Origin of the sequence: Microbacterium sp. DT81.1, from assembly GCF_049844955.1 — a bacterium.
Classification (GTDB): domain Bacteria; phylum Actinomycetota; class Actinomycetes; order Actinomycetales; family Microbacteriaceae; genus Microbacterium.
Map to the genome: position 1 here is coordinate 180,106 of NZ_JBNCMA010000002.1, position 18,685 is coordinate 198,790.

The 18,685-nt window shown below is 69.3% G+C and carries 18 protein-coding genes; 12 read left to right on the forward strand and 6 right to left on the reverse strand.

Annotated features, from left to right (window positions below):
- Positions 1-97 precede the first annotated feature (97 nt).
- From ACLQ2Q_RS05980 to ACLQ2Q_RS05995, 4 genes are all read left to right on the forward strand, one after another.
- Complete coding sequence (locus ACLQ2Q_RS05980) at positions 98-2,785, forward strand: PQQ-binding-like beta-propeller repeat protein (protein ID WP_425818986.1); 2,688 nt, start codon at positions 98-100, stop codon at positions 2,783-2,785.
- Between the two features lie 207 nt (positions 2,786-2,992).
- The gene (locus ACLQ2Q_RS05985; RefSeq protein WP_425818988.1) at positions 2,993-3,643 is read left to right on the forward strand and encodes a TRAP transporter small permease; all 651 of its coding nucleotides are present in this window, start codon (positions 2,993-2,995) and stop codon (positions 3,641-3,643) included.
- Positions 3,644-3,648: 5 nt separating this feature from the next.
- Entirely contained in the window at positions 3,649-4,929 is a 1,281-nt protein-coding gene (locus tag ACLQ2Q_RS05990; RefSeq protein WP_425818990.1) for a TRAP transporter large permease, read from the forward strand.
- A gap of 22 nt (positions 4,930-4,951) precedes the next feature.
- Positions 4,952-5,389: a type II 3-dehydroquinate dehydratase gene (locus tag ACLQ2Q_RS05995; protein WP_425818992.1), complete on the forward strand. Its 438-nt coding sequence runs from the start codon at positions 4,952-4,954 to the stop codon at positions 5,387-5,389.
- Here ACLQ2Q_RS05995 and ACLQ2Q_RS06000 read toward each other — a convergent pair whose 3' ends face one another.
- On the reverse strand, positions 5,390-6,469 hold the full coding sequence (locus ACLQ2Q_RS06000; protein ID WP_425818994.1) for a Gfo/Idh/MocA family protein: 1,080 nt from the start codon (positions 6,467-6,469) through the stop codon (positions 5,390-5,392).
- Between the two features lie 322 nt (positions 6,470-6,791).
- On the opposite strand from ACLQ2Q_RS06000, the gene dctP reads away from it, so the two are divergent.
- On the forward strand, positions 6,792-7,850 hold the full coding sequence (gene dctP / locus ACLQ2Q_RS06005) for a TRAP transporter substrate-binding protein DctP (protein ID WP_425818996.1): 1,059 nt from the start codon (positions 6,792-6,794) through the stop codon (positions 7,848-7,850).
- An 80-nt stretch (positions 7,851-7,930) separates the two neighbouring features.
- On the opposite strand, the gene ACLQ2Q_RS06010 is transcribed toward dctP, so the two are convergent.
- Positions 7,931-8,710, reverse strand: coding sequence for an IclR family transcriptional regulator (locus ACLQ2Q_RS06010; RefSeq protein WP_425818999.1), 780 nt, complete (start codon positions 8,708-8,710; stop codon positions 7,931-7,933).
- A 6-nt stretch (positions 8,711-8,716) separates the two neighbouring features.
- Entirely contained in the window at positions 8,717-9,466 is a 750-nt protein-coding gene (locus tag ACLQ2Q_RS06015; protein ID WP_425819001.1) for an IclR family transcriptional regulator, read from the reverse strand.
- A gap of 135 nt (positions 9,467-9,601) precedes the next feature.
- Here ACLQ2Q_RS06015 and ACLQ2Q_RS06020 point away from each other — a divergent pair, with 135 nt between their 5' ends.
- From ACLQ2Q_RS06020 to ACLQ2Q_RS06035, 4 genes are all read left to right on the forward strand, one after another.
- The gene (locus ACLQ2Q_RS06020; protein ID WP_425819003.1) at positions 9,602-11,449 is read left to right on the forward strand and encodes a bifunctional sugar phosphate isomerase/epimerase/4-hydroxyphenylpyruvate dioxygenase family protein; all 1,848 of its coding nucleotides are present in this window, start codon (positions 9,602-9,604) and stop codon (positions 11,447-11,449) included.
- A complete protein-coding gene (locus ACLQ2Q_RS06025) occupies positions 11,446-11,748 on the forward strand; it encodes a Dabb family protein (RefSeq protein WP_425819005.1) in 303 nt (100 codons plus the stop codon). The genes ACLQ2Q_RS06020 and ACLQ2Q_RS06025 overlap by 4 nt, the downstream gene beginning before the upstream one ends.
- Positions 11,745-12,668 carry a shikimate dehydrogenase gene (locus tag ACLQ2Q_RS06030; protein WP_425819007.1) on the forward strand — a complete coding sequence of 308 codons (924 nt, stop codon included), beginning with the start codon at positions 11,745-11,747 and terminating at the stop codon, positions 12,666-12,668. The genes ACLQ2Q_RS06025 and ACLQ2Q_RS06030 overlap by 4 nt, the downstream gene beginning before the upstream one ends.
- 82 nt (positions 12,669-12,750) lie before the next feature.
- A complete protein-coding gene (locus ACLQ2Q_RS06035) occupies positions 12,751-13,425 on the forward strand; it encodes a TetR family transcriptional regulator (protein ID WP_425819009.1) in 675 nt (224 codons plus the stop codon).
- Here ACLQ2Q_RS06035 and ACLQ2Q_RS06040 read toward each other — a convergent pair.
- The 3 genes from ACLQ2Q_RS06040 to ACLQ2Q_RS06050 all read right to left on the reverse strand — a co-directional run bounded on the left by ACLQ2Q_RS06040 (position 13,403) and on the right by ACLQ2Q_RS06050 (position 16,075).
- On the reverse strand, positions 13,403-14,155 hold the full coding sequence (locus tag ACLQ2Q_RS06040; RefSeq protein ID WP_425819011.1) for an IclR family transcriptional regulator: 753 nt from the start codon (positions 14,153-14,155) through the stop codon (positions 13,403-13,405). The genes ACLQ2Q_RS06035 and ACLQ2Q_RS06040 overlap by 23 nt on opposite strands.
- On the reverse strand, positions 14,152-14,892 hold the full coding sequence (locus ACLQ2Q_RS06045; RefSeq protein WP_425819013.1) for an IclR family transcriptional regulator: 741 nt from the start codon (positions 14,890-14,892) through the stop codon (positions 14,152-14,154). Before ACLQ2Q_RS06045 ends, ACLQ2Q_RS06040 begins: the two co-directional genes overlap by 4 nt.
- A gap of 220 nt (positions 14,893-15,112) precedes the next feature.
- The gene (locus ACLQ2Q_RS06050) at positions 15,113-16,075 is read right to left on the reverse strand and encodes a ThuA domain-containing protein (RefSeq protein WP_425819015.1); all 963 of its coding nucleotides are present in this window, start codon (positions 16,073-16,075) and stop codon (positions 15,113-15,115) included.
- A gap of 324 nt (positions 16,076-16,399) precedes the next feature.
- On the opposite strand from ACLQ2Q_RS06050, the gene ACLQ2Q_RS06055 reads away from it, so the two are divergent.
- From ACLQ2Q_RS06055 to ACLQ2Q_RS06065, 3 genes are read left to right on the forward strand one after another with little or no spacing between them, the layout of a single operon-like run.
- A complete protein-coding gene (locus ACLQ2Q_RS06055) occupies positions 16,400-16,999 on the forward strand; it encodes a dihydrofolate reductase family protein (protein ID WP_425819017.1) in 600 nt (199 codons plus the stop codon).
- Positions 17,000-17,035: 36 nt separating this feature from the next.
- On the forward strand, positions 17,036-17,371 hold the full coding sequence (locus ACLQ2Q_RS06060) for a YciI family protein (RefSeq protein ID WP_425819019.1): 336 nt from the start codon (positions 17,036-17,038) through the stop codon (positions 17,369-17,371).
- On the forward strand, positions 17,368-18,594 hold the full coding sequence (locus tag ACLQ2Q_RS06065; RefSeq protein ID WP_425819945.1) for an RNA polymerase sigma factor: 1,227 nt from the start codon (positions 17,368-17,370) through the stop codon (positions 18,592-18,594). The genes ACLQ2Q_RS06060 and ACLQ2Q_RS06065 overlap by 4 nt, the downstream gene beginning before the upstream one ends.
- The last annotated feature ends 91 nt before the right edge of the window (positions 18,595-18,685 follow it).

The following is an 18,685-nucleotide window of genomic DNA, read 5'->3' on the forward strand; positions in this document are numbered from 1 at the left end:
CATCGAATGGATAGGGCCGGCCGGCCCACCCCACGGGTGGACTCGGGCGCGCGGTGGCACGCCGGAGACGAGATCGAGGACGATCAAGGAGTCGAGGATGCGCAGACGTCTGATGAAGAGGATGGGGACCGTCGGGCTCGGGGCGCTGGTGGTGCTCGCGCTCACGGCCCCACCCGCCTACGGCCTGGCAAGGCCCACCGAAGCCGTCCCGCCCGCGGGGGTGACGGGTCTGGAACCGACGGGCGCCGACATGCCGACGGTCGGCGGCAACCTCGGCAACCAGCACTACTCCGGGCTGACGCAGATCGGCAAGGACAATCTCGATCAACTGGCCCCCGCGTGGCGCACCCACGTCTCCGCCGTCGCGCCCGCGAGCGATGATGTCGGGCAGCAGACGACCCCCATCGTCGTGGACGGCGTCATCTACCTCGACACGCCGAGCGGTGGGGTGATCGCGGTGGACGGCGCCAGCGGTGATCCCGTCTGGAAGTGGGAGAACGACGTCTACGGCCTGTCCGGCACGCGGCGCGGCGTCTCGGCCGGCGACGGGAAGATCTTCACGCTCGCGGGCGGCAACCGCGTCGTCGCGCTGGACGACGCCACGGGGGCAGAGGTCTGGGCCGTGCCGGCTGCCGGCCCGAACGGCGAGGACCTCGGACGCGTCGGCAAGGTCGCGACCGTGTACTACGACGGCATCGTCTACGCCCACGCGGCCGACGGCGACCGCGGCGCGGTCGTCGCGCTCGACGCGAGCGACGGATCGTACCTGTGGCACTTCTTCGGCGGACCGAAGCGCGGCCAGGTATTCACCGGCGTCGACGGCGTGCCGTTCGACGCCTCCGCGACATGGGGGCCCGTGCTCGCGGACGGCACGGACTGCGCCGAGGAGGGCGGGGCGACGTCGTGGATCCACGGCGCCGTGGACCCCGAGCTGAACATGTACTACATGACCTTCGGCAACGCCCGCAGCTGCACCTCATCGCAGAACGGGTCGCTGCGGCCGGGAGACAACCTCTTCTCGAGCACGATGGTCGCCGTCGACGCCTCGAGCGGCGAGTACAAGTGGCACTACCAGTCCATCCACCACGACGTGTGGGACATGGACAACGTGCACCCGCCGACCCTCGCCGACATCGAGGTCGAGGGCGCCGAACGGAAGGTCGTCTTCTACGGCAGCAAGTCGGGTCACCAGTTCGTGCTCGATCGCACCAACGGCGAGCCCGTCCTGCCCGTCACCGAGAAGCCGATGATCACCGACTCGCGGCAGGCGCACTCGCCGACGCAGCCCTTCCCCGAGAGCCGCCTCCTGCCGGAGTGCGTGGTGTGGGAGAAGCTCGACCGGGAGAACATCCCGGGCGACCCGTGGCGTGCCGTGCCGAACTACAACGGCTATCAGCCCGACGCGGACGGGAACCTGGTCTTCAACCCCGACAGCTACGTCGCGGCCGACGAGCCGTTCCTCACCTACCCCGAGGGCGCACCCGACCACCGCGAGGGCTGCATGTACGACCCGCAGTGGGATCTGCCGATCCTCTCGACCACCAGCCAGAACGGCGGGGCCGACTGGTCGAACAACGCGTACAGCCACAGCACCAACCTCGTCTACTACCCGTATGGGACGAACCCCGTCGCGCACTGGAACGGGGCGGCGGCCAACGGTCAGCGGGCGATCGGGCAGTACCAGACCGGCGGCATCCTCGCGTATGACGCGTCGACCGGCGAGGTGGCATGGAAGAACCACCTCGGCACCGACATGTCGCACGGTCAGGGACCGCTGGTCACGGCATCCGACCTGCTCTTCGTCGGGCAGATTGACGGGCGTGCGCTGGCGATGGATGCCGGCACCGGCGATGTGCTGTGGGAATTCCAGACGGGCTCCGGGATCGCGGCCGCACCGGTGACCTACGAGGTCGGCGGCGAGCAGTATGTCGCGGTCTTCGCCGCGGGCTCCACCAACCCCTACGGCGGATCGGTGACGCAGGGCGACTCGCTGTGGGCGTTCAAGCTCGGCGGTTCGTACACCACGGAATCGGGCAGCCAGGAGGGACCGGACACGGCGCCCCTCTCGATCCGTCGCCCGGTCAGCGGTGCCGCGGTCGAGGGTGCGACGGTGGGCAACACCGTCCTCCTCGCCCGGAGCAGCCGAACCGCCGACACAGCGGTCGCGCGGGACGCGACCACCCAGAGCTCGATGCAGCCGACCCACCTGCGGGTGCCCGTGGGGACGACGGTGACCTTCCGAAACCCGGGTGCGGAGACGTTCCCGAACTTCCCGAACCTGCTGCCCCACTGCGCCACGCAGTTCTTCGAGGGGGAGTTCAACGCCACGCTGCAGCCGGGGGAGAGCTACGAGCACACGTTCGATCGTGCCGGCGACTACTTCTTCAACGACTGCACAGACCCGCGGCCCACCGGAAGGATCGAGGTCTACCTCACGCCCGAGGACCAGCCGGGGTCGCTGCGGTTCACGCCGGGCACGCTGAATCTGCGATCGGAGACGGGCATCTTCACGGGTGTCGACGGCAAGGTCACGGCGCACTTCGAACTGCCGGCGGGCGCCGTGTACGACGGCGGAGCCGCACTGCTCACTCCGCTCTCGCAGACGCCGATCCCGGCCGAGAAGGTGACGGCCAACAAGAACCGGCTGATCGTGCAGTTCGAGAAGGCGGATGTCGACAACAACGTGCCCACGGGGGAGGTCAGCCTCACCGTCGTGGCGAGGGTCCTGCAGGGCGGCGTGCAGAAGCAGCTCACGTCGACCGCGACCGTGACGGTCGTGAAGTAGGCCGGTCGCCGGCATTCCCGTCCGCCTCCGTCACCGCTCCCCGCACCCGCGGGGAGCGGTCGGCGGGGGCGGGCGTCCGCGCGCCGAGCGGCCGCCGTGTCCCATTCGGCGAGACTCGACTTTGCAGAGGTCGGTTCCACGATCCAGAGTCGCAGAGGCGGTCGCGCGCACGCGCGCGGCCCCACCGCACCTACAGAGAGGCTGGCCATGGTGCCTGACAAGGACCCCGGGGAGTCGAGGGAGCCGGAAGAGCCGAGTGAGCCGGCAGAGCGCGCGGTGCCCGAGGAACTTCGCGAGTCGATCTACGGGCACACCGACACCTTCTACACGGCGCCCAAGCTGAACCAGGGGGTGCCGCCGGACCCGAGGTTCATCCGCATCCTCTCGGCCGTGGAACTCGCGATCGGCGTCGCGCTGTTCGCCCTCCTCTTCATCGGCGTCATGTACCAGGTGGTTGGTCGCTACCTGCCCGGGATCGGCTGGGTCGGTGCCGGCGAGCTCGCCCTCCTCTCCATGGTGGCCATGACGTTCATCACGACCGGCTACCTGGTGGGTCGCAACGGGCACATCGTGATCGAGGTGTTCGACCAGCTGCTCGCCGGTACGAAGCTGTTCGTGGCGCTGCGCGTGATCTCCGCCGTCATCATGGTCGCCACGAGCTTGGCGCTCGCCTATGAGGCGTTCGTCAAGATCGAGACGGAGTGGATCCGGGCGAGCGCCGCCATGCACATCCCGCTCGGGGTGCTCTACATCTTCGCCCTCGTCGGCTTCCTGTCGGCGGCGGTGCACTCGGCCATGAAGATCCCTTACGCGAACCGCCCGGAGCACAAGCTCGACATCTCCGAGATGGAGGGCTGATCCGCGTGGATCTCTGGCTCTACATCCTGCTGCTCGTCGTCTTCCTGCTCCTCCGGGTGCCCGTCGCCTTCGCGATGATCGCGCCCAGCATGCTGTACTTCTACAGCCACGGGCTCTCGTCGGGCTACGCGATCTCGTCGATCGTGAACGGGATCAACAGCTTCCCGCTGCTGGCCGTGCCCCTGTTCATCTTCGTCGGCACGATCGCGAACCACCTCGGCATCGCGACGCGGCTGTACGACTTCGCGAAGGCGCTGCTTCCCCGGCTCCCCGGCAACCTCGCCTACGTCAATCTCGGGACCGCGATCGGCTTCTCGTGGATCAGCGGCTCGGCGCTCGCCGACGCCGCGTCCACGAGCAAGGTGCAGATCCCGCAGATGCTGAAGGCCGGCTACCCCTACGGCTTCTCGGCCGGGCTCACCGCATCCGGTTCCCTGATGAGCACGGTGATGCCGCCGAGCATCCCGGCGGTGCTCTTCGCCGCCACCGCCACGATCTCGACCGGAGCCCTGTTCGCCGGCTCGATCCTGCCGGCGCTCCTCATGGCCCTCGGCCTCGCGGTCTACGTCTTCATCTGGGTGAGGCTGCACCCCGAGGTCTCGACGAGCCGCCGCTTCGACGGCGCGATGCTCCGCAAGGCGACGGTCAGGGTCCTCGGCCCGATGCTGCTGCCGGTCATCATCCTCGGCGGAATCTTCAGCGGGCTGTTCACCCCGACGGAGAGCGCCGGCATCGCGGCCGCCTACATGCTCCTGCTCGGGGCGATCTATCGCACGCTGAACCTGCGGGTCTTCTGGCGCGCGGCCAAGGAGACCGTGGTCATCTCCGGCGGCATCCTGCTCATCCTCGGCGCGTCGAACCTCATGGGGCAGGTGCTCGCCCGCGAGCAGGTCTCGCGCAACCTCGGAGAGTGGCTCTCGAACCTGACCGACAACCCGGTCGTCTTCCTGCTGCTGCTCAACGTGCTGCTGATCCTGCTGGGTATTTTCTTAGAGGCGCCGCCGGTCATCCTGGTGCTGGTCCCGATTCTCATGCCCATCGTGGCCGCCTACGGGATCGACCCCGTCCAGCTCGGCGTCATCATGATCCTCAACCTGATGATCGGCTCGCTGACGCCTCCGGTGGGCGCCGTGCTGTTCGTCGTCGGCTCGATCACGCGCAGACCGATGGGCGAGCTCTTCCGAGGCATCCTGCCCTTCCTCATCCCCCTCGGCGTCGTGCTGATCCTGCTGACGCTCTTCCCGCCGATCGTCACGATCGTGCCCACCCTGCTCGGCTTGATGTGACGACCCCCGGAAAGGAACACCCGTGACCAGGAAGCTCTACGTGCTGAACGGCCCGAACCTCAACATGCTCGGCCAGCGCGAGCCCGAGCTGTACGGCAGCGCGACGCTCGACGATGTGCGGGACGACTGCGCGCGCGTGGCCGGAGAACTGGACTTCGATCTCTTCTTCGCGCAGTCCAACGCCGAGCACCAAATCGTGGACTGGCTGCATGACGCGTTCCGCGAGAAGGCGACGGTGGTGATCAACCCGGCAGGGTTCAGCTTCCGCTCGGTGCCGGTTCTCGACGCGCTGCGGATGCTGGAGGCACCGATCGTCGAGATCCACATCACCAACATCCACGCCCGCGACGCCGCGCACCAGCACTCACTCGTCTCATCCGTCGCCCGCGCCGTGATCGCGGGGGCCGGCGTGTTCGGGTACGAGCTGGCGATCCGCGCGGCCGACCGCCTCACGCGGTGATCAGCGGGGGTCCAGCTCTTCGGCCCGGAACTTCGCGACATCGACCGTTTCGCCGCTGCGCGCGGCCAGGGCGGCCGCCTCGACGAGGGCGAGGGTCCGCGACGCGTCCTCGGCCGACACGAGCGGCTGGGCGATGCCTCGGGCGACGTCGGTGAAGTGCTCGAGCTGCGCCGGGAATGCTCCGCCCGCGGGGACCGGGAGGTAGGTGCGGGAGAGCGGTGAGTGCCAGTCGGGCGACACCGACGGATGGTAGGCGTAGGTTGCGAGGTTCGGCACGGACAGAGCACCGCGAGTGCCGACGAGCTGGTAGGCCGTGCCGTCGGGCACGAAGGGGAACGCCGGGGTGTCGTTCGTCGACTGGTCCCAGCCCCACGGCGAGACGCCGGCGTCGGAGGCCAGGAAGCTGCCGATCGCACCGCTTTCGAACCGGAGGTTGATCGACACCGTGTCCTCGACGTCGAGGTTCCTCGCGTGCGAGCTGACCATCGCCTGAACCTCCGCGACCTCGCCGAGGAGGTGGCGCAGCAGGTCGAGGTCGTGCACGAGGTTGATCAGCATCACGCCGCCGCCGCGCTCCCGGTGCCACGGGATCTCGGTGAAGTACGCGTCCTCCTTGCGGGCGGACCACAGGCCGCTCACCGCGACGACGTCGCCGATCAGGCCGTCCTGCAGCACGCCGCGGGCCCGGGCGACCGCCGGGTGGTGGCGACGGTGGTGGCCGACCAGCAGGCGCCCGTGCAGCCGCGCCATAGCCTCGACGAGCCGGAGGGACTCGGCGTAGTCCACGGCAACCGGCTTCTCCAGCAGCACCGCGACGCCGGCCTCGAGGCACTGGATCGCCGTGTCGACGTGGAGGGCGCTGGGGTTCGCGATGATCACCGCATCGAGGCTCTCGGCCCGGAGCATGTCGCCGGCATCGCGATACGCCGGGCAGCCGAAGGCGGTGTCGGTGGCCGCGGGATCGGCGACGGCGCACAGCTCGGCGCGGGATGACGCCTCGATCAGCTGGACATGCTGTCGTCCCATGAAGCCGACGCCGACGATGCCCATGCGGAGGGCAGGAGGCTGTGGGCCGGTCATGCGCACCCCTCTTCTGGAGTCCGGGCGGGTGATGGACCCGAGCGTATGCCACCATGGGACGACGTGCGGGATCCGTCCCATTCAGCGGGGACACCGGGTGTCCAGCGGTCCCACGCGGCATGTTCCACTCGCCGGGACATCGCTTTGCGAACCGCACGCAGTGGGCGAGAGTCGGCACTGCCACCGGGCCGTTTCATTGACAGCGTGGTCGACGATGCCCTTGTGAACTGCAGGAACCTCGTCGACCGGATGTCGCCGTCTCGGCCACCGATTGACACATCAGCGCCCGCACCAGGACGTGCGCACAAAAGAGGAGAGTCCCATGGGCACAGCCCGCTCGACGCGCCGAGGCCGCATAGCCGCGTCGGTGCTTGCAGCAACCACCCTCGTCGTCACCGGCTGCGCCGGTGGTGGCGCCGCCCCCGAAGGCGACGCCACCGAGAGCGCCACGGCGAACGAACCCGTGACCCTCACCGTCGCGACGAGCCAGAACGAGCAGACGCCGAACTACTACTGTGGCGTCGAGCTGCTGAAGGAGCGCCTCGAGGAAGCCGATATGGGCTTCACTGTCGAGCTGTATCCGGCGAGCCAGCTCGGCCCCGATGCCGACCGCTTCCCGCTCGTGCAGGCCGGCGACATCGACATCGACCTGCAGGGCGCGTCCGCGCTCAGCTCGACGTTCGAGCCGATCGGCGTCGTGGACGCGGCCTACGCGTTCGATGACGTCGACCACGCGTTCGAGTGGATCGACGAGGGCTCGGAGGACCTCTTCGCGGAGTTCCAGGAGGCCACCGGGGTCAGCATCGTGGACGGGTGGTTCTTCGGCAACCGCACGTTCACGACGAAGGACGTCGAGGTCACGGGCCCCGACGACCTCGAGGGCGTGCCGATCCGGTTCCCGAACTCGCCCGCCTTCCTGGCGAACGCCGAGGCCCTCGGCGTCACCAATCCGGTGTCCGTGGCGGTGGAAGAGGTCTACACGGCGCTGCAGCAGGGCATCGCCGTCGGCCAGGAGAACCCGATCGTCGCGACCCGCTCATCGAGCTACGACGAGGTGCTCAACACCGCGATCCTGAACAACCACAACGTCGGCATCCACTGGATCCTCGTCAGCGACAAGACCTACGAGAAGATGAACGACGAGCAGGCCGCTCTGCTCGAGGAGACGATCCACGGGATCCGTTCGGAGAACGCGGAGTGCGTCGACGAGGCCACCGAGGAGATCCTCGACGAGTACCGCGCCGACGAGAACTTCACCGTGATCGAGCAGGAGGACATCGACATGGACGCGTTCATCGAGAAGGCGGAGGCCTACTTCGAGAACTACTTCACCGGGGAGACCCTCGAGGTCTACCAGGCGATCCGGGAGATGGCCGGCTGATCGCAGCGACGAGCGAACGGGGCGGATGCGAGGTTGCGCCCGCCCCGTTTCGCGTGGGCGGTGGGGTGTCAGGTTCGGGTTCAGGGAACTCGACCGGCACCCCCTCGACCGGCATCGAGTCGGCGGGTGAGGGTCATCGCCGCTGCACGGACGGCGGGGGCGGCGCGACCCGGATCCAGCTCTTCGCTCGTGCCCGTGACGGAGATCGCCGCGACCGGAACGGTGCCGGAGCCGAGGATCGCGCTGGCGATGCAGCAGCGACCGGCCGCCGACTCTTCGCGCTCCGAGGCGAACCCGCTGCGACGGGCGTCGGCCAGCTCCAGGAGGAGCGCGGAGGCATCGCCGGTCGTGCGGGAGGCGAGCCGGCGAAGGTCGGCGTTCACGATGCGTTCGGCGACCTCGGGCGGCGTGAACGCGAGCATGGCCTTGCCGAGCGCTGTGGCAGAGGCGGGCAGTCGCGTCCCGACACGCGCCACGGGCGCCTGCGTCGGCCGGCCCCGCACGACCGAGAGGAACACCACGTCCGTTCCTTCGAGCACCGCGAGGTGGACGGTCTGACCCGTGAGGTTGCGGAGCTCGGTCATCACGGGAAGGGCGAAGTGGCGCAGCCTGCGCGGCTGCTCGACCGTCTGACCCATCTCGAACAGGTGGACGCCGAGATAGAGCTTGTCCCCTTCTCGATCGAGCAGTCGCTGCCCCACGAGGTCGTTCGCGATCCGCGACACCGTCGACTTGGGCAGGTTCGCGCGCCGGGCCAGCTCCGAGACCCCGAGCCCCTCGTCATCCTCCCCGAAGGCCTCGAAGACCGCCGTGATGCGGTCGAGGACGCTGACCGATTCGGTCCAGTCGGCGGTTCTCACGGTCGCCTATGCCGCCGTGAGGCGACGGGTCACGCTGGCGCCGGCGGCGCGGACGAGCGGCGCGACGCGTTCGGCATCCATCACCCCGCTCGGACCCGCGATCGAGATGGCGCCGAGCACGGCGGAGTCGGCCGAGAGCACCGGGCTGGCCACGGCGAGGATGCCCGGGTACGAGACCTCTCGGTCCGTGGCGATCACCGACGAGCGGATGCGGCCGAGCTCCTCCTTGAAGCGCACGGCCTCGTCGGCGACCAGCCGCGCGCTGACGCGATCCACCACGCTCTGGTCGGCGCAGAACGCGAGGTACGCCTTTCCGCTCGCCGTCGTGAGCACGGGTGAGCGCATCCCTGCGCGGGTCGGCAGCATCGGCAGCCGGCCGGCCACGGCCGCGATCGACACCATGTCCGTGCCGTGGTGGACCCACAGCCCGACCCGTTCTCCCGTGAGGTCCCAGAGGTTCCTGATCACGGGGGCGGCGGCAGCGATGAGGCGCCGGGGGAGACTGGCTCGCGCGCCCAGTTCGAACAGGCGCAGCCCGAGAGTCACCCCTTCCGCCGTGCGCTCCAGGTACCGCTGCTCGACGAGCGCGGCGACGAGTCGCGAGACGGTGGATTTCGGCAGTCCGGTGTGCGCCGCCAACTCGGTGATCGAGCTCGATCCACCCGAGTCCTGCACCGCGTCGAGGATCGCGAAGATGCGGTCGAGCACCGAGGCCGAGCGGGCGGGCGACCTGTTCCATTCGGCGAGACTCGTCATCGAGGATCCCCTTCCACCGGGTTGAATCGTCATCGATCGCCCATCTGCGATCGAACGTACTAGTTAGTACGTTTTGATGCAATGCTCGTTACGGGAACGATGCAGGCGCCAAGGACGGTGCCTACGGGAGGTGTCATGCGAACGTCGGTCGCCACGGTGTGCCTCAGCGGAACGCTCGATGAGAAGCTCGTCGCCGCGCGCGCTGCGGGGTTCGACGGTGTGGAGATCTTCGAGCCGGACCTCGTCGCGTCGCCGTACTCGCCGGAGACCATCCGCGATCGCGCGAAGGAGCTCGGGCTCTCGCTCGACCTCTACCAGCCCTTCCGGGACTTCGAAGGAGTCGGCCCCGACCTGCTCGCCCAGAACCTGCGACGGGCGGGGGCGAAGTTCGCGCTCATGAACCGCTTAGGCATCGACACGATGCTGCTCTGCAGCAACGTGGGCACCGCGCGCAGCGGCGACGAGCAGCTTGCCGCCGTGCAGCTGCGCGAACTGGGTGATCTCGCGGAGCGATTCGGCGTGCGCGTGGCATACGAGGCCCTGGCCTGGGGGCGGTTCGTCGACAGCTACGAGCAGGCGGCGCGCATCGTGCGCCTGGCAGATCACCCCCGCATCGGGGTGTGCCTCGACAGCTTCCACATCCTCTCCAAGGGTCACAACCCCGAGGCGATCGAGACGATCCCGGCCGACAAGATCTTCTTCGTGCAGCTCGCCGACGCGCCGCTGCTCTCGATGGACGTGCTGTCGTGGAGCCGTCACCACCGGCTGTTCCCCGGCGAGGGCGGCTTCGACCTCGGGGCGTTCATGGGCCACCTGGCACGCACCGGATATGACGGCCCCGTCTCGCTCGAGATCTTCAACGACACCTTCCGTCAGTCCGACCCGTTGACCACCGCGATCGACGCGCGGCGGTCCCTCCGATGGCTCGAGCACGAGACGGCATCGTGGCTCGGCGCGTCCGCGGGCGGGCGCGCCGCGGGGATGGCCCCATCCGCGCTGCCCGCGGTCGATCCGCCGGCCGGACTCAGCTACGTCGAGCTGCGCCCCGACGACACCGACGACATGCGGGCGCTGCTCGCCCAGCTGGGGTTTCGCGCCCATGGTCGTCACCGCACGAAGACCGTCGAGCTGTGGTCGCAGGGCGCCGCCCGCATCGTGCTCGGCGCCCCGGGGTCCGACCGCCCGCAGCCGACCGTCGCCGGCATCGGGCTCTCCGTGCGGGATCCCTCAGCCGCCCTGCTGCGGGCGACGGAGCTCTTCGCGCCGGAGATCCCCCGCGAGGAGGGTGCCGGCGACGAGCCGCTGGTGGGCGTGCGCGCGCCCGACGGCTCGGAGGTCTTCTTCGGTGCCGCGACGGATGCCGAGCCGCGATGGGTGAGCGAGTTCGGTGCGCCCGACGGCGACGGAGTGGGCGGAATCCTCTCCGTGGATCACGTGAACCTCGCGCAGCCGTGGCAGCACTTCGACGCGGGCGTGCTCTTCTTCCACTCCGTGCTCGACCTGCGCACACAGCCGTCGATGGAGGTCGCGGCGCCCGTGGGTCTCGTGCGCAGCCAGGTGCTCAAGAGCGCGGACGGCACCGTCCGAATCGCTCTCAACCTCGTGCCATCGGGTGCCGATCGGGACGCCATCCTTCCCCAGCACATCGCGTTCGCGGCATCCGACGTCCTCGCACTGGCGCGATCGGCGAGGGCGCGGGGATTCCACCCCCTCGAGATCCCGGCCAACTACTACGACGACATCGAAGCGCGGTACGACATCGACCCTTCGCTGCTGTCCGAACTGAAGGAGCTGAACGTTCTGTACGACCGCGACGAGGCGGGGGAGTTCCTGCACTTCTACACGCGCCCGATCGGCACGGTCTTCCTCGAGGTCGTGGAGCGGCGGGGACGCTACGAGGGCTACGGGGCGCTGAACGCGCCCGTCCGCCTGGCCGCCCAGTATCAGCAGCGCGGCGAGGCCACGAAGCGGGTGCCCGCATGATCCGCCATGTCGCCGTCTTCCGGTTCTCGCCGGCGTTCACCGCAGAGCAGCGGGAGCACTGGATGTCGCTGCTGCGCGCCCTCCCCGCGCAGATCCCCGAGCTGCTCAGCATGAGCGTGGGCACCGACGTACACGGCGGACCCGCGTCGTACGAGCTCGCTCTCGTCGCGGACTTCGCCGACCTCGAGGGCCTCGAGGCCTACACGCGGCACCCGGCGCACGCCGAGGTGCTCCGCATCTCCGCACCCGTGAAGACCTCGCTCGCGACCGTCGACTTCGAGATGCCGGACGCCTCGTGACACCGGGCGAGCGGAGCACGGGCCTCTCCCCGCATCCGCCCGGCACCGGATACCTGGTCGGACTGATCGGCGAAGGCATCACCGCATCCCTCTCTCCGGCGATGCACGAGGTGGAGGCCGCCGCCCTCGGCATCGAGTACGAATACCGCATCCTCGACCTCCTGCAGCTCGGCAAGGAGGCCACGGACGTCGGCGTCCTCCTGCGCGACGCGCAGAGCGTCGGGTACGCGGCGATGAACATCACCCACCCCTGCAAGCAGCTGGTGCTCGGCATCGTCGATCAGCTCGATCCGGATGCCGAGCGCCTCGGTGCCGTCAACCTCGTCGTCTTCGACGGCGGACGCATGATCGGGTACAACACCGATTGGATGGGCTACCGCGACGGGCTGATCGCGGGGCTGCCGGGGGCGTCGTTCGAACGCGTCGTGCAGGTGGGATGCGGAGGCGCGGGTGCGGCCACCGCGTACGCTCTGCTGTCGTGCGGCACCGCCCGGCTGGACCTGTCGGACGTGGACGATCGACGAGCCGAAGATCTGGCGGCGCGCATGCGCCGCCTCTTCCCGGCGCAGACGATCGCCACCGTGCCCACCGACGGGCTCGCCGGAGCCATCGCGCACGCGGAGGGAGTCGTGCACGCCACGCCGCTGGGGATGCTGCACCACCAGGGGGTCGCGTTCGACGTCGGTCTGCTGCCGCCGGGCTCGTGGGTCTCGGATGTGGTCTACCGGCCGCTCGAGACGGAGCTGATCCGGCAGGCCGCCGAGCGCGGCCACCCCGTGCTGGATGGAGGCCGGATGGCCGTCGGCCAGGCATACGCTAGTCTGCACATCATCACGGGCCGACGACCCGATCGCGATCGGATGGAACGGCATTTCCGCACCCTCGTCGAGGTGGAGGAGCGGTCGGGAAGACCGGGATGACGGGCTGCGTACGCCCGGATCCCGCCTCGGCGCCGGCGATGATGCGAGAGTGCGGGGCGCACGGCGGCGGAGGGAGCCCCCGATGACCGATCGGCTGAGCGAGGCCAGCGACATCGGGCAGACAAGACGCGCTGCGCGCACCCGCGAGGACATCCTCGAGGTGGCGACGGCGGAGTTCGCCGCGAACGGATACGCGGGCGCCCGGGTTGATGAGATCGCCGCACGCACGCGGACGACGAAGCGGATGATCTACTACTACTTCGGGTCGAAGGAAGGTCTCTACCTCACCGTGCTGGAACGGGTCTATGCGCAGATCCGCCGCGTCGAGCGCGGCATCCAGATCGACGAGCTCTCGCCGGAGGATGCCCTCCGCAGGCTCGCGGAGGCGACGTACGACCACCACACCACGCACGAGGAGTTCATCCAGCTCGTCAGCATCGAGAACATCCACCGCGCGGAGCATCTGCGGCGTTCCGAGACGATCCTGCGGGAGAACGCGACGGCCATCACGGTGCTCGAGCAGGTCATCGATCGGGGAGTGCGGGACGGCGTCTTCCGGGACGACATCGACGCCCTCGACGTGCACATGATGATCAGCGCCTACGCGTGCTTCCATGTCGCGAACCGGCATACCTTCGCCGCGATCTTCAAGAGGGACATGCTCGAGCCGGCGCTGCAGCACTCGCACCGTCGGCTCATCGGAGACATGATCGTGGCGACGATGACGGATCGGCCTACCGACCTCGATTCGCACTGAGACGGCACTCCACACTGTGCGCGGCCTCGCGGACCGCCGATGCCTCACGGGCCGGATCCAGCCGCTCCACGGGGCCCCGCAGCCCGAGCGCGGCCACCGCACCGCGGACCGGGAAGATCACCGGGCTCGCCACACCCGCGATGTCGCGACCGGACTCCACGCTTTCGAGGGCGACCCCCGTGCGCCGGATCTCGGCCAGCTCGCGCTTCAGCCGCCCCAGCTCGGCCGGCATCCACTCCCTCGATGCCCCGAGGACGATCTCATCGATCTCCGTGGCGGGCGAGTAAGCGAGCAGCACCTTCCCGAGAGCGGTCGTGTGGAGGGGAGCACGTTCGCCGATGCGAGAGGCGGGCGGAGCGGGCGGTCGTCCCCGCATGATGGAGATGCAGATCATCTCCGCGCCGTCGCGTATGGCGAGCTGCACCGACTCGCCGGTCGCGTTGCGGAGCTCGGCCATGACGGGGAGGGCCGCGATCCGCAGCTCCTGCGGCATCTCCGCGAGCTGGCCGAGCTCGAACAGCCGCAGGCCCAGGTGGATGAGGGATCCGTCCCGTTCGAGGTAGCGCTGACGCACGAGGCCGGCAACGATGCGGGAGACGGTGGATTTGGGCAGACCGGCGCGCAGTGCGAGCTCGGAGATGCCGAGACCGCGATCATCGCCATCGAAGGCCTCGAAGACGGCCGTGATCCGGTCGAGGACTCCGAGCGCGTCGCCGGCGGCATCCGTCATGCCACCTGCAGCGCCAGCCGGTGCGTGAGGGCCAGAGCGGCGCGGCGCACCAGCGGCACCATCCGCTCGGGATCCATGTCGGCGACGGGCCCCGCCACCGAGATCGCCGCGACCGGCTGGTGCTCCGGAGAGAGGATGGGGCTGGCCACGCCGACCACGCCGGGGAACGTCTGACAGCGATCGATCGCGACCGACGATGTGCGCACTTCGGCGAGCTCGCGCTCGAGAGCGTGGCGGGCCCGCGGGTCGAGCCCCGTCGTGATCCTGCGCAGCACGGACTCCTCCGTGGTGAACGCCAGCACGGCCTTGCCGAGGGCCGTCGTCGCCGAGGGGACGCGAACGCCCGCGCGCGAGGGCGCAGGTCGGAGCCGACCTCGAACGGAGATCACTGAGAGCATGTCGCGTCCGTCGCGCACGGCCACGTTCAGGTGCTCGCCGGTGGCGTTGAACAGCTCCGCCAGCACCGGAAGGGCGGCGACGGTCAGGCGGCGAGGGGTGCTCGTGCGCGCACCGAGTTCGAAGAGGCGCAGCCCGATCCCCACGCCGTCGTCGGTCCGCGAGAGGTAGCGCTGGCGCACGAGATCGGCGACCAAGCGCGAGACGGTGGACTTCGGGATGCCCGTCGCACGCGCGATCTGCGTGATCGTCGTCGAGCCCTGCGACTCGCGAACCGCCTCGAGGACGGCGATGATCCGGTCGAGCACGGACACCGGCTCGCTCCATTGAGCGGTTCGCATGAGTGCAGTATGCGGGGGCGTTCGGGCAACGGCAAGGAAACGCAGAGCCGATGCCGCATCCGTCCCATCCAGTGGAACCGGCGGCATCGGGACGTGTCCTTGTGGGCGGATGAAGCATCTCTGTCGTGGGAGGATGCTTCTCGTTCTGGGCCGACGAATGGGCCCGGAACCGGCGATGCCGGCCCCGGGCCCCTCATGAATCGCTGCGAGGCGGGAACGATCAGGCCGCGCAGAAGGGCTTGATGCCCATGGCGCTCTCCAGGCCCTCCATCACGTGCCGCTTGAAGAACTCGTCGCCCGGCAACGGAGCGGCGGTCCAGGCCGCGGCGTCGTGGCCGAGCGTGGTCAGCCACGCCTTGCCGCCGTCGTAGTACTGGCACCAGCTCACGGGGTGCGATTCGCCGTGGCCGGCGACGGTGGCCTCGCTCGTGGCCCGGTCGACCTCGAGCAGCACGTTGACGAAGCTCGGGTAGGGCGTCAGGTTGTACCACTCGTCCTTGAACGCCCACGTCTCGGGCAGGAAGGAGGTGGACACGTCCCTGTCGTTGATCGTCTCCACCGTTCCGTCGCGGTTGGGGCCGTGGTTGTAGAAGTTCGCGCCGCCCAGGAGGCCCTCGTAGTACTCCCAGTGGTATTCGGCACCGAATGCGTTGTGGATGCCGACGAAGCCGCCCCCGCCGCGGACGTACTGCATCAGGTTCGTCTGAGCCGTGTCGTCGAGGGTGTCGCGGTTGGAGCTGAGGAAGACGACGGCCTGGTAGTTGTTCAGCCGTGAGAACGAGGCGAGGTCCTCGGTGTAGTCGGCGGCGATGCCGCGCTCTTCCGCCCACGCCTTGAGACCGGCCTGCGCGACGTTGTCGGCGTTCAGCGGCGGGTTGAGCCCCGGCGCCAGCGGTGTGCCGAGATGGGCGTGGCGCGGACCCGCCGTGCGGCTCCAGATGAGGATGCGCTTCTGCTCACCCTCCACCCAGCCGTTGCCCCACTCGTTGTAGCACGCGGGGTCGAGGCCGCGGCAGACGCCGTAGTCCGTGATCTCGTCCAGATAGATCTGGCTGGCCGTCGCCGGCTGTCCACCCAGCCCGTTGCCATTCCCGTTGCCGGCGGCCGTTCCCGCAAGCATCATTCCTGCGCCGAGCGCTGCCGCGGCGACTAGGCCGACGGCGGAGCGTATTGACGATCTCACGTGATCTCCTTCGATCGTTCCTGGTGTGGCTCGGCAGTGCCGGGGCGACATCCTCCGGTGCGGCGATGCGGTCTGCGGTACCCGACCGAGCAGCGGGGGTGCATTCGACCCCCGGCTGGTGCGAATCTAAGCGGGGGCAGGAGGGCGATCAACGGCCGTTCCACCCAGTAAGCCGATCTCCCGTGCCGGGGTGGAACGCCCGCGGTCGGTGTTTTCGTACGACCCCGCCTCACGGGTTTCCGACGACGTGTCGGATGGGCGCGCCGCCGTTCGTAGTAAGGGTGAGAGGTCGCCCGCGGGGCGGCCCAGAGGAGGATGCCCATCATGAAGCTCGTCACCAACACGCAGATCACCGTCGACGGCGTGATGCAGGCCAACGGGGGCAACAACCCGACGCTCGACCCCGGATTCGACCGCGGTGGCTGGGCCCTGCCGGTGGGGGATGAGGAGTCGACCGGCTACATCGGCGAGTGCTATCAGCGGGCGGACGCGTTCCTGTTCGGCCGGCGCACGTACGAGCTCTTCGCCGGGTACTGGGGGGTGCGGGACGACTTCGACAACCCGTTCGTGAGCGCCCTGAACTCCCGACCCAAGTTCGTCGCATCGAACACTCTCACCGACCCGCAGTGGGCCGACACGACGGTGCTCTCCGGAGACCTCGAGTCCGGCATCCGTGCGCTGAAGGAGAAGCCGGGTGGCGAGCTGCAGGTGCACGGCAGCGGCCGGCTCATCCGCTGGCTGCTCGAGCGCGAACTCGTCGATGAGATGACGCTGATCGTGTGCCCCGTGATCGTCGGTGCCGGCACGCGTCTGTTTCCCGAGGCGGGCAAGGACTTCTCGCTCGAACTGGTGGATTCGCGTCGGTTCGCGACCGGCATCCTCGCCCAGACCTACCGCCCCGCCGGTCGTCCCCGGTATGCATAGCGGTACGATCCACAACCACGTCCCGAAAGGTGCGAGATGCAGTATCTGGTATCCGTGATCGATGACAAGACGAACTCCGGCACGGCGGAGGAGATGGTGGCGATCGACGACTTCAACGACCGCCTTCGAGCCGGCGGTCACTGGGTGTTCGCCGGCGGCCTCGCAGACCCGAGCACGGCGACGGTCATCGACGGACGCGGCGAGGAGCCCGTGTTCACCGACGGCCCCTTCCTGGAGTCGAAGGAGCACATGGCCGGCTTCTGGATCATCGACGCCCCCGACCTCGACGTCGCACTCGCGCTCATGACGGATGGCTCCAGGGCGTGCAATCGGCGGGTCGAGGTGCGCCCGTTCCTGGGGGTGGGGGCCTGATCGACGCGCGCGACGCGATCGCCCGAGTCCACCATCAGGAGTGGGCCCGGGTGGTCGCCTCGCTCGCCAAGCGATTCGGTGATCTCGACATCGCCGAAGAGGCGGCGGCCGAGGCCTTCGCGACGGCCGTCGAGCGGTGGCCGGTCGACGGGGTCCCGCCCAATCCCGGTGCGTGGCTCACCACGACCGCGCACCGCAAGGCCATCGACAGGATCCGGCGCGAGAGCCGGCGCAACGAGAAACATCGGGAGGCGCTGATGCTCTCCGACCGAGAGCCGCCCGAGCCGCTCGGGGTCATCGACGACGACCGTCTGCGGCTCATGTTCACCTGCGCTCATCCGGCGCTGGCGATGGAGGCGCGGGTGGCGCTCACGCTGCGCATGGTGGGTGGTCTGACGGTGCCGGAGATCGCCGCCGCCTTCCTCGTGCAGGAGGGCACCATCGGGCAGCGGATCACCCGGGCCAAGCGCAAGATCGCGGCCGCCCGCATCCCCTACAGGGTGCCGGCCGCTCGTGATCTGCCGGTGCGCATCAGTGGGGTGCTCGCGGTGCTGTACCTCATCTTCAACGAGGGCTACCTCGCCACCGGCCCGGGTGAGGACCCCGTGCGTCCCGACCTCACGGCCGAGGCGATCCGGCTCGCTCGCCTGATCCGCACGCTGCTGCCCGAGGACGGCGAGGCGGCCGGCCTGCTGGCCCTCATGCTTCTCATCGAGGCTCGTCGCCCGGCGCGGATCTCGCCCGAGGGGGAGCTGGTTGCCCTCGGCGACCAGGACCGCGACGCATGGGATCGCGCGCTGATCGAGGAGGGCCATACCCTCGTGCGCGAGCGCCTGGATGCGGGGGTGGCTCCCGGGCGGTACCAGCTGCTGGCCGCGATCAACGCGGTGCACACCGACGCGCGGGATGCCCGCGCCACCGACTGGTCGCAGGTCCTCGCCCTCTACGACCGGATGGTCCGCCTCGACCCGTCACCGATCGTCGCTCTCAACCGGGCGATCGCGATCGCGGAGCTGCGGGGTCCGCAGGAGGGGCTCGCTGAGATCGACCGCCTCGGTGACGCGCTGAACGGGTACCACGCGCTGCACGCCGCCCGCGCGGAGCTGCTGCGCAGACTGGGGCGCGACGGCGAGTCGCGCACCGCCTACGACAGGGCCATCGCGCTCACCGGCAACACCGCCGAGATCGCGTATCTGGCGCGCCGCAGGGACGAGCTCGGCTAGGGCTTGCACCCGGTGGGGACATCGGTGCCCTGTACCTGACGCTGCCTGGCCCGCGCAGCGCGCCCGCGCTGCAGTTCTTGCCGCGCGCCGC

Coding starts and splice junctions, on each gene's coding strand:
- ACLQ2Q_RS05980 (WP_425818986.1), top strand. CDS start 98: ATGCGCAGACGTCTGATGAAGAGGATGGGGACCGTCGGGCTCGGGGCG.
- ACLQ2Q_RS05985 (WP_425818988.1), top strand. CDS start 2,993: ATGGTGCCTGACAAGGACCCCGGGGAGTCGAGGGAGCCGGAAGAGCCG.
- ACLQ2Q_RS06000 (WP_425818994.1), bottom strand. CDS start 6,469: ATGACCGGCCCACAGCCTCCTGCCCTCCGCATGGGCATCGTCGGCGTC.
- dctP (WP_425818996.1), top strand. CDS start 6,792: ATGGGCACAGCCCGCTCGACGCGCCGAGGCCGCATAGCCGCGTCGGTG.
- ACLQ2Q_RS06015 (WP_425819001.1), bottom strand. CDS start 9,466: ATGACGAGTCTCGCCGAATGGAACAGGTCGCCCGCCCGCTCGGCCTCG.
- ACLQ2Q_RS06020 (WP_425819003.1), top strand. CDS start 9,602: ATGCGAACGTCGGTCGCCACGGTGTGCCTCAGCGGAACGCTCGATGAG.
- ACLQ2Q_RS06025 (WP_425819005.1), top strand. CDS start 11,446: ATGATCCGCCATGTCGCCGTCTTCCGGTTCTCGCCGGCGTTCACCGCA.
- ACLQ2Q_RS06035 (WP_425819009.1), top strand. CDS start 12,751: ATGACCGATCGGCTGAGCGAGGCCAGCGACATCGGGCAGACAAGACGC.
- ACLQ2Q_RS06040 (WP_425819011.1), bottom strand. CDS start 14,155: ATGACGGATGCCGCCGGCGACGCGCTCGGAGTCCTCGACCGGATCACG.
- ACLQ2Q_RS06045 (WP_425819013.1), bottom strand. CDS start 14,892: ATGCGAACCGCTCAATGGAGCGAGCCGGTGTCCGTGCTCGACCGGATC.
- ACLQ2Q_RS06055 (WP_425819017.1), top strand. CDS start 16,400: ATGAAGCTCGTCACCAACACGCAGATCACCGTCGACGGCGTGATGCAG.
- ACLQ2Q_RS06060 (WP_425819019.1), top strand. CDS start 17,036: ATGCAGTATCTGGTATCCGTGATCGATGACAAGACGAACTCCGGCACG.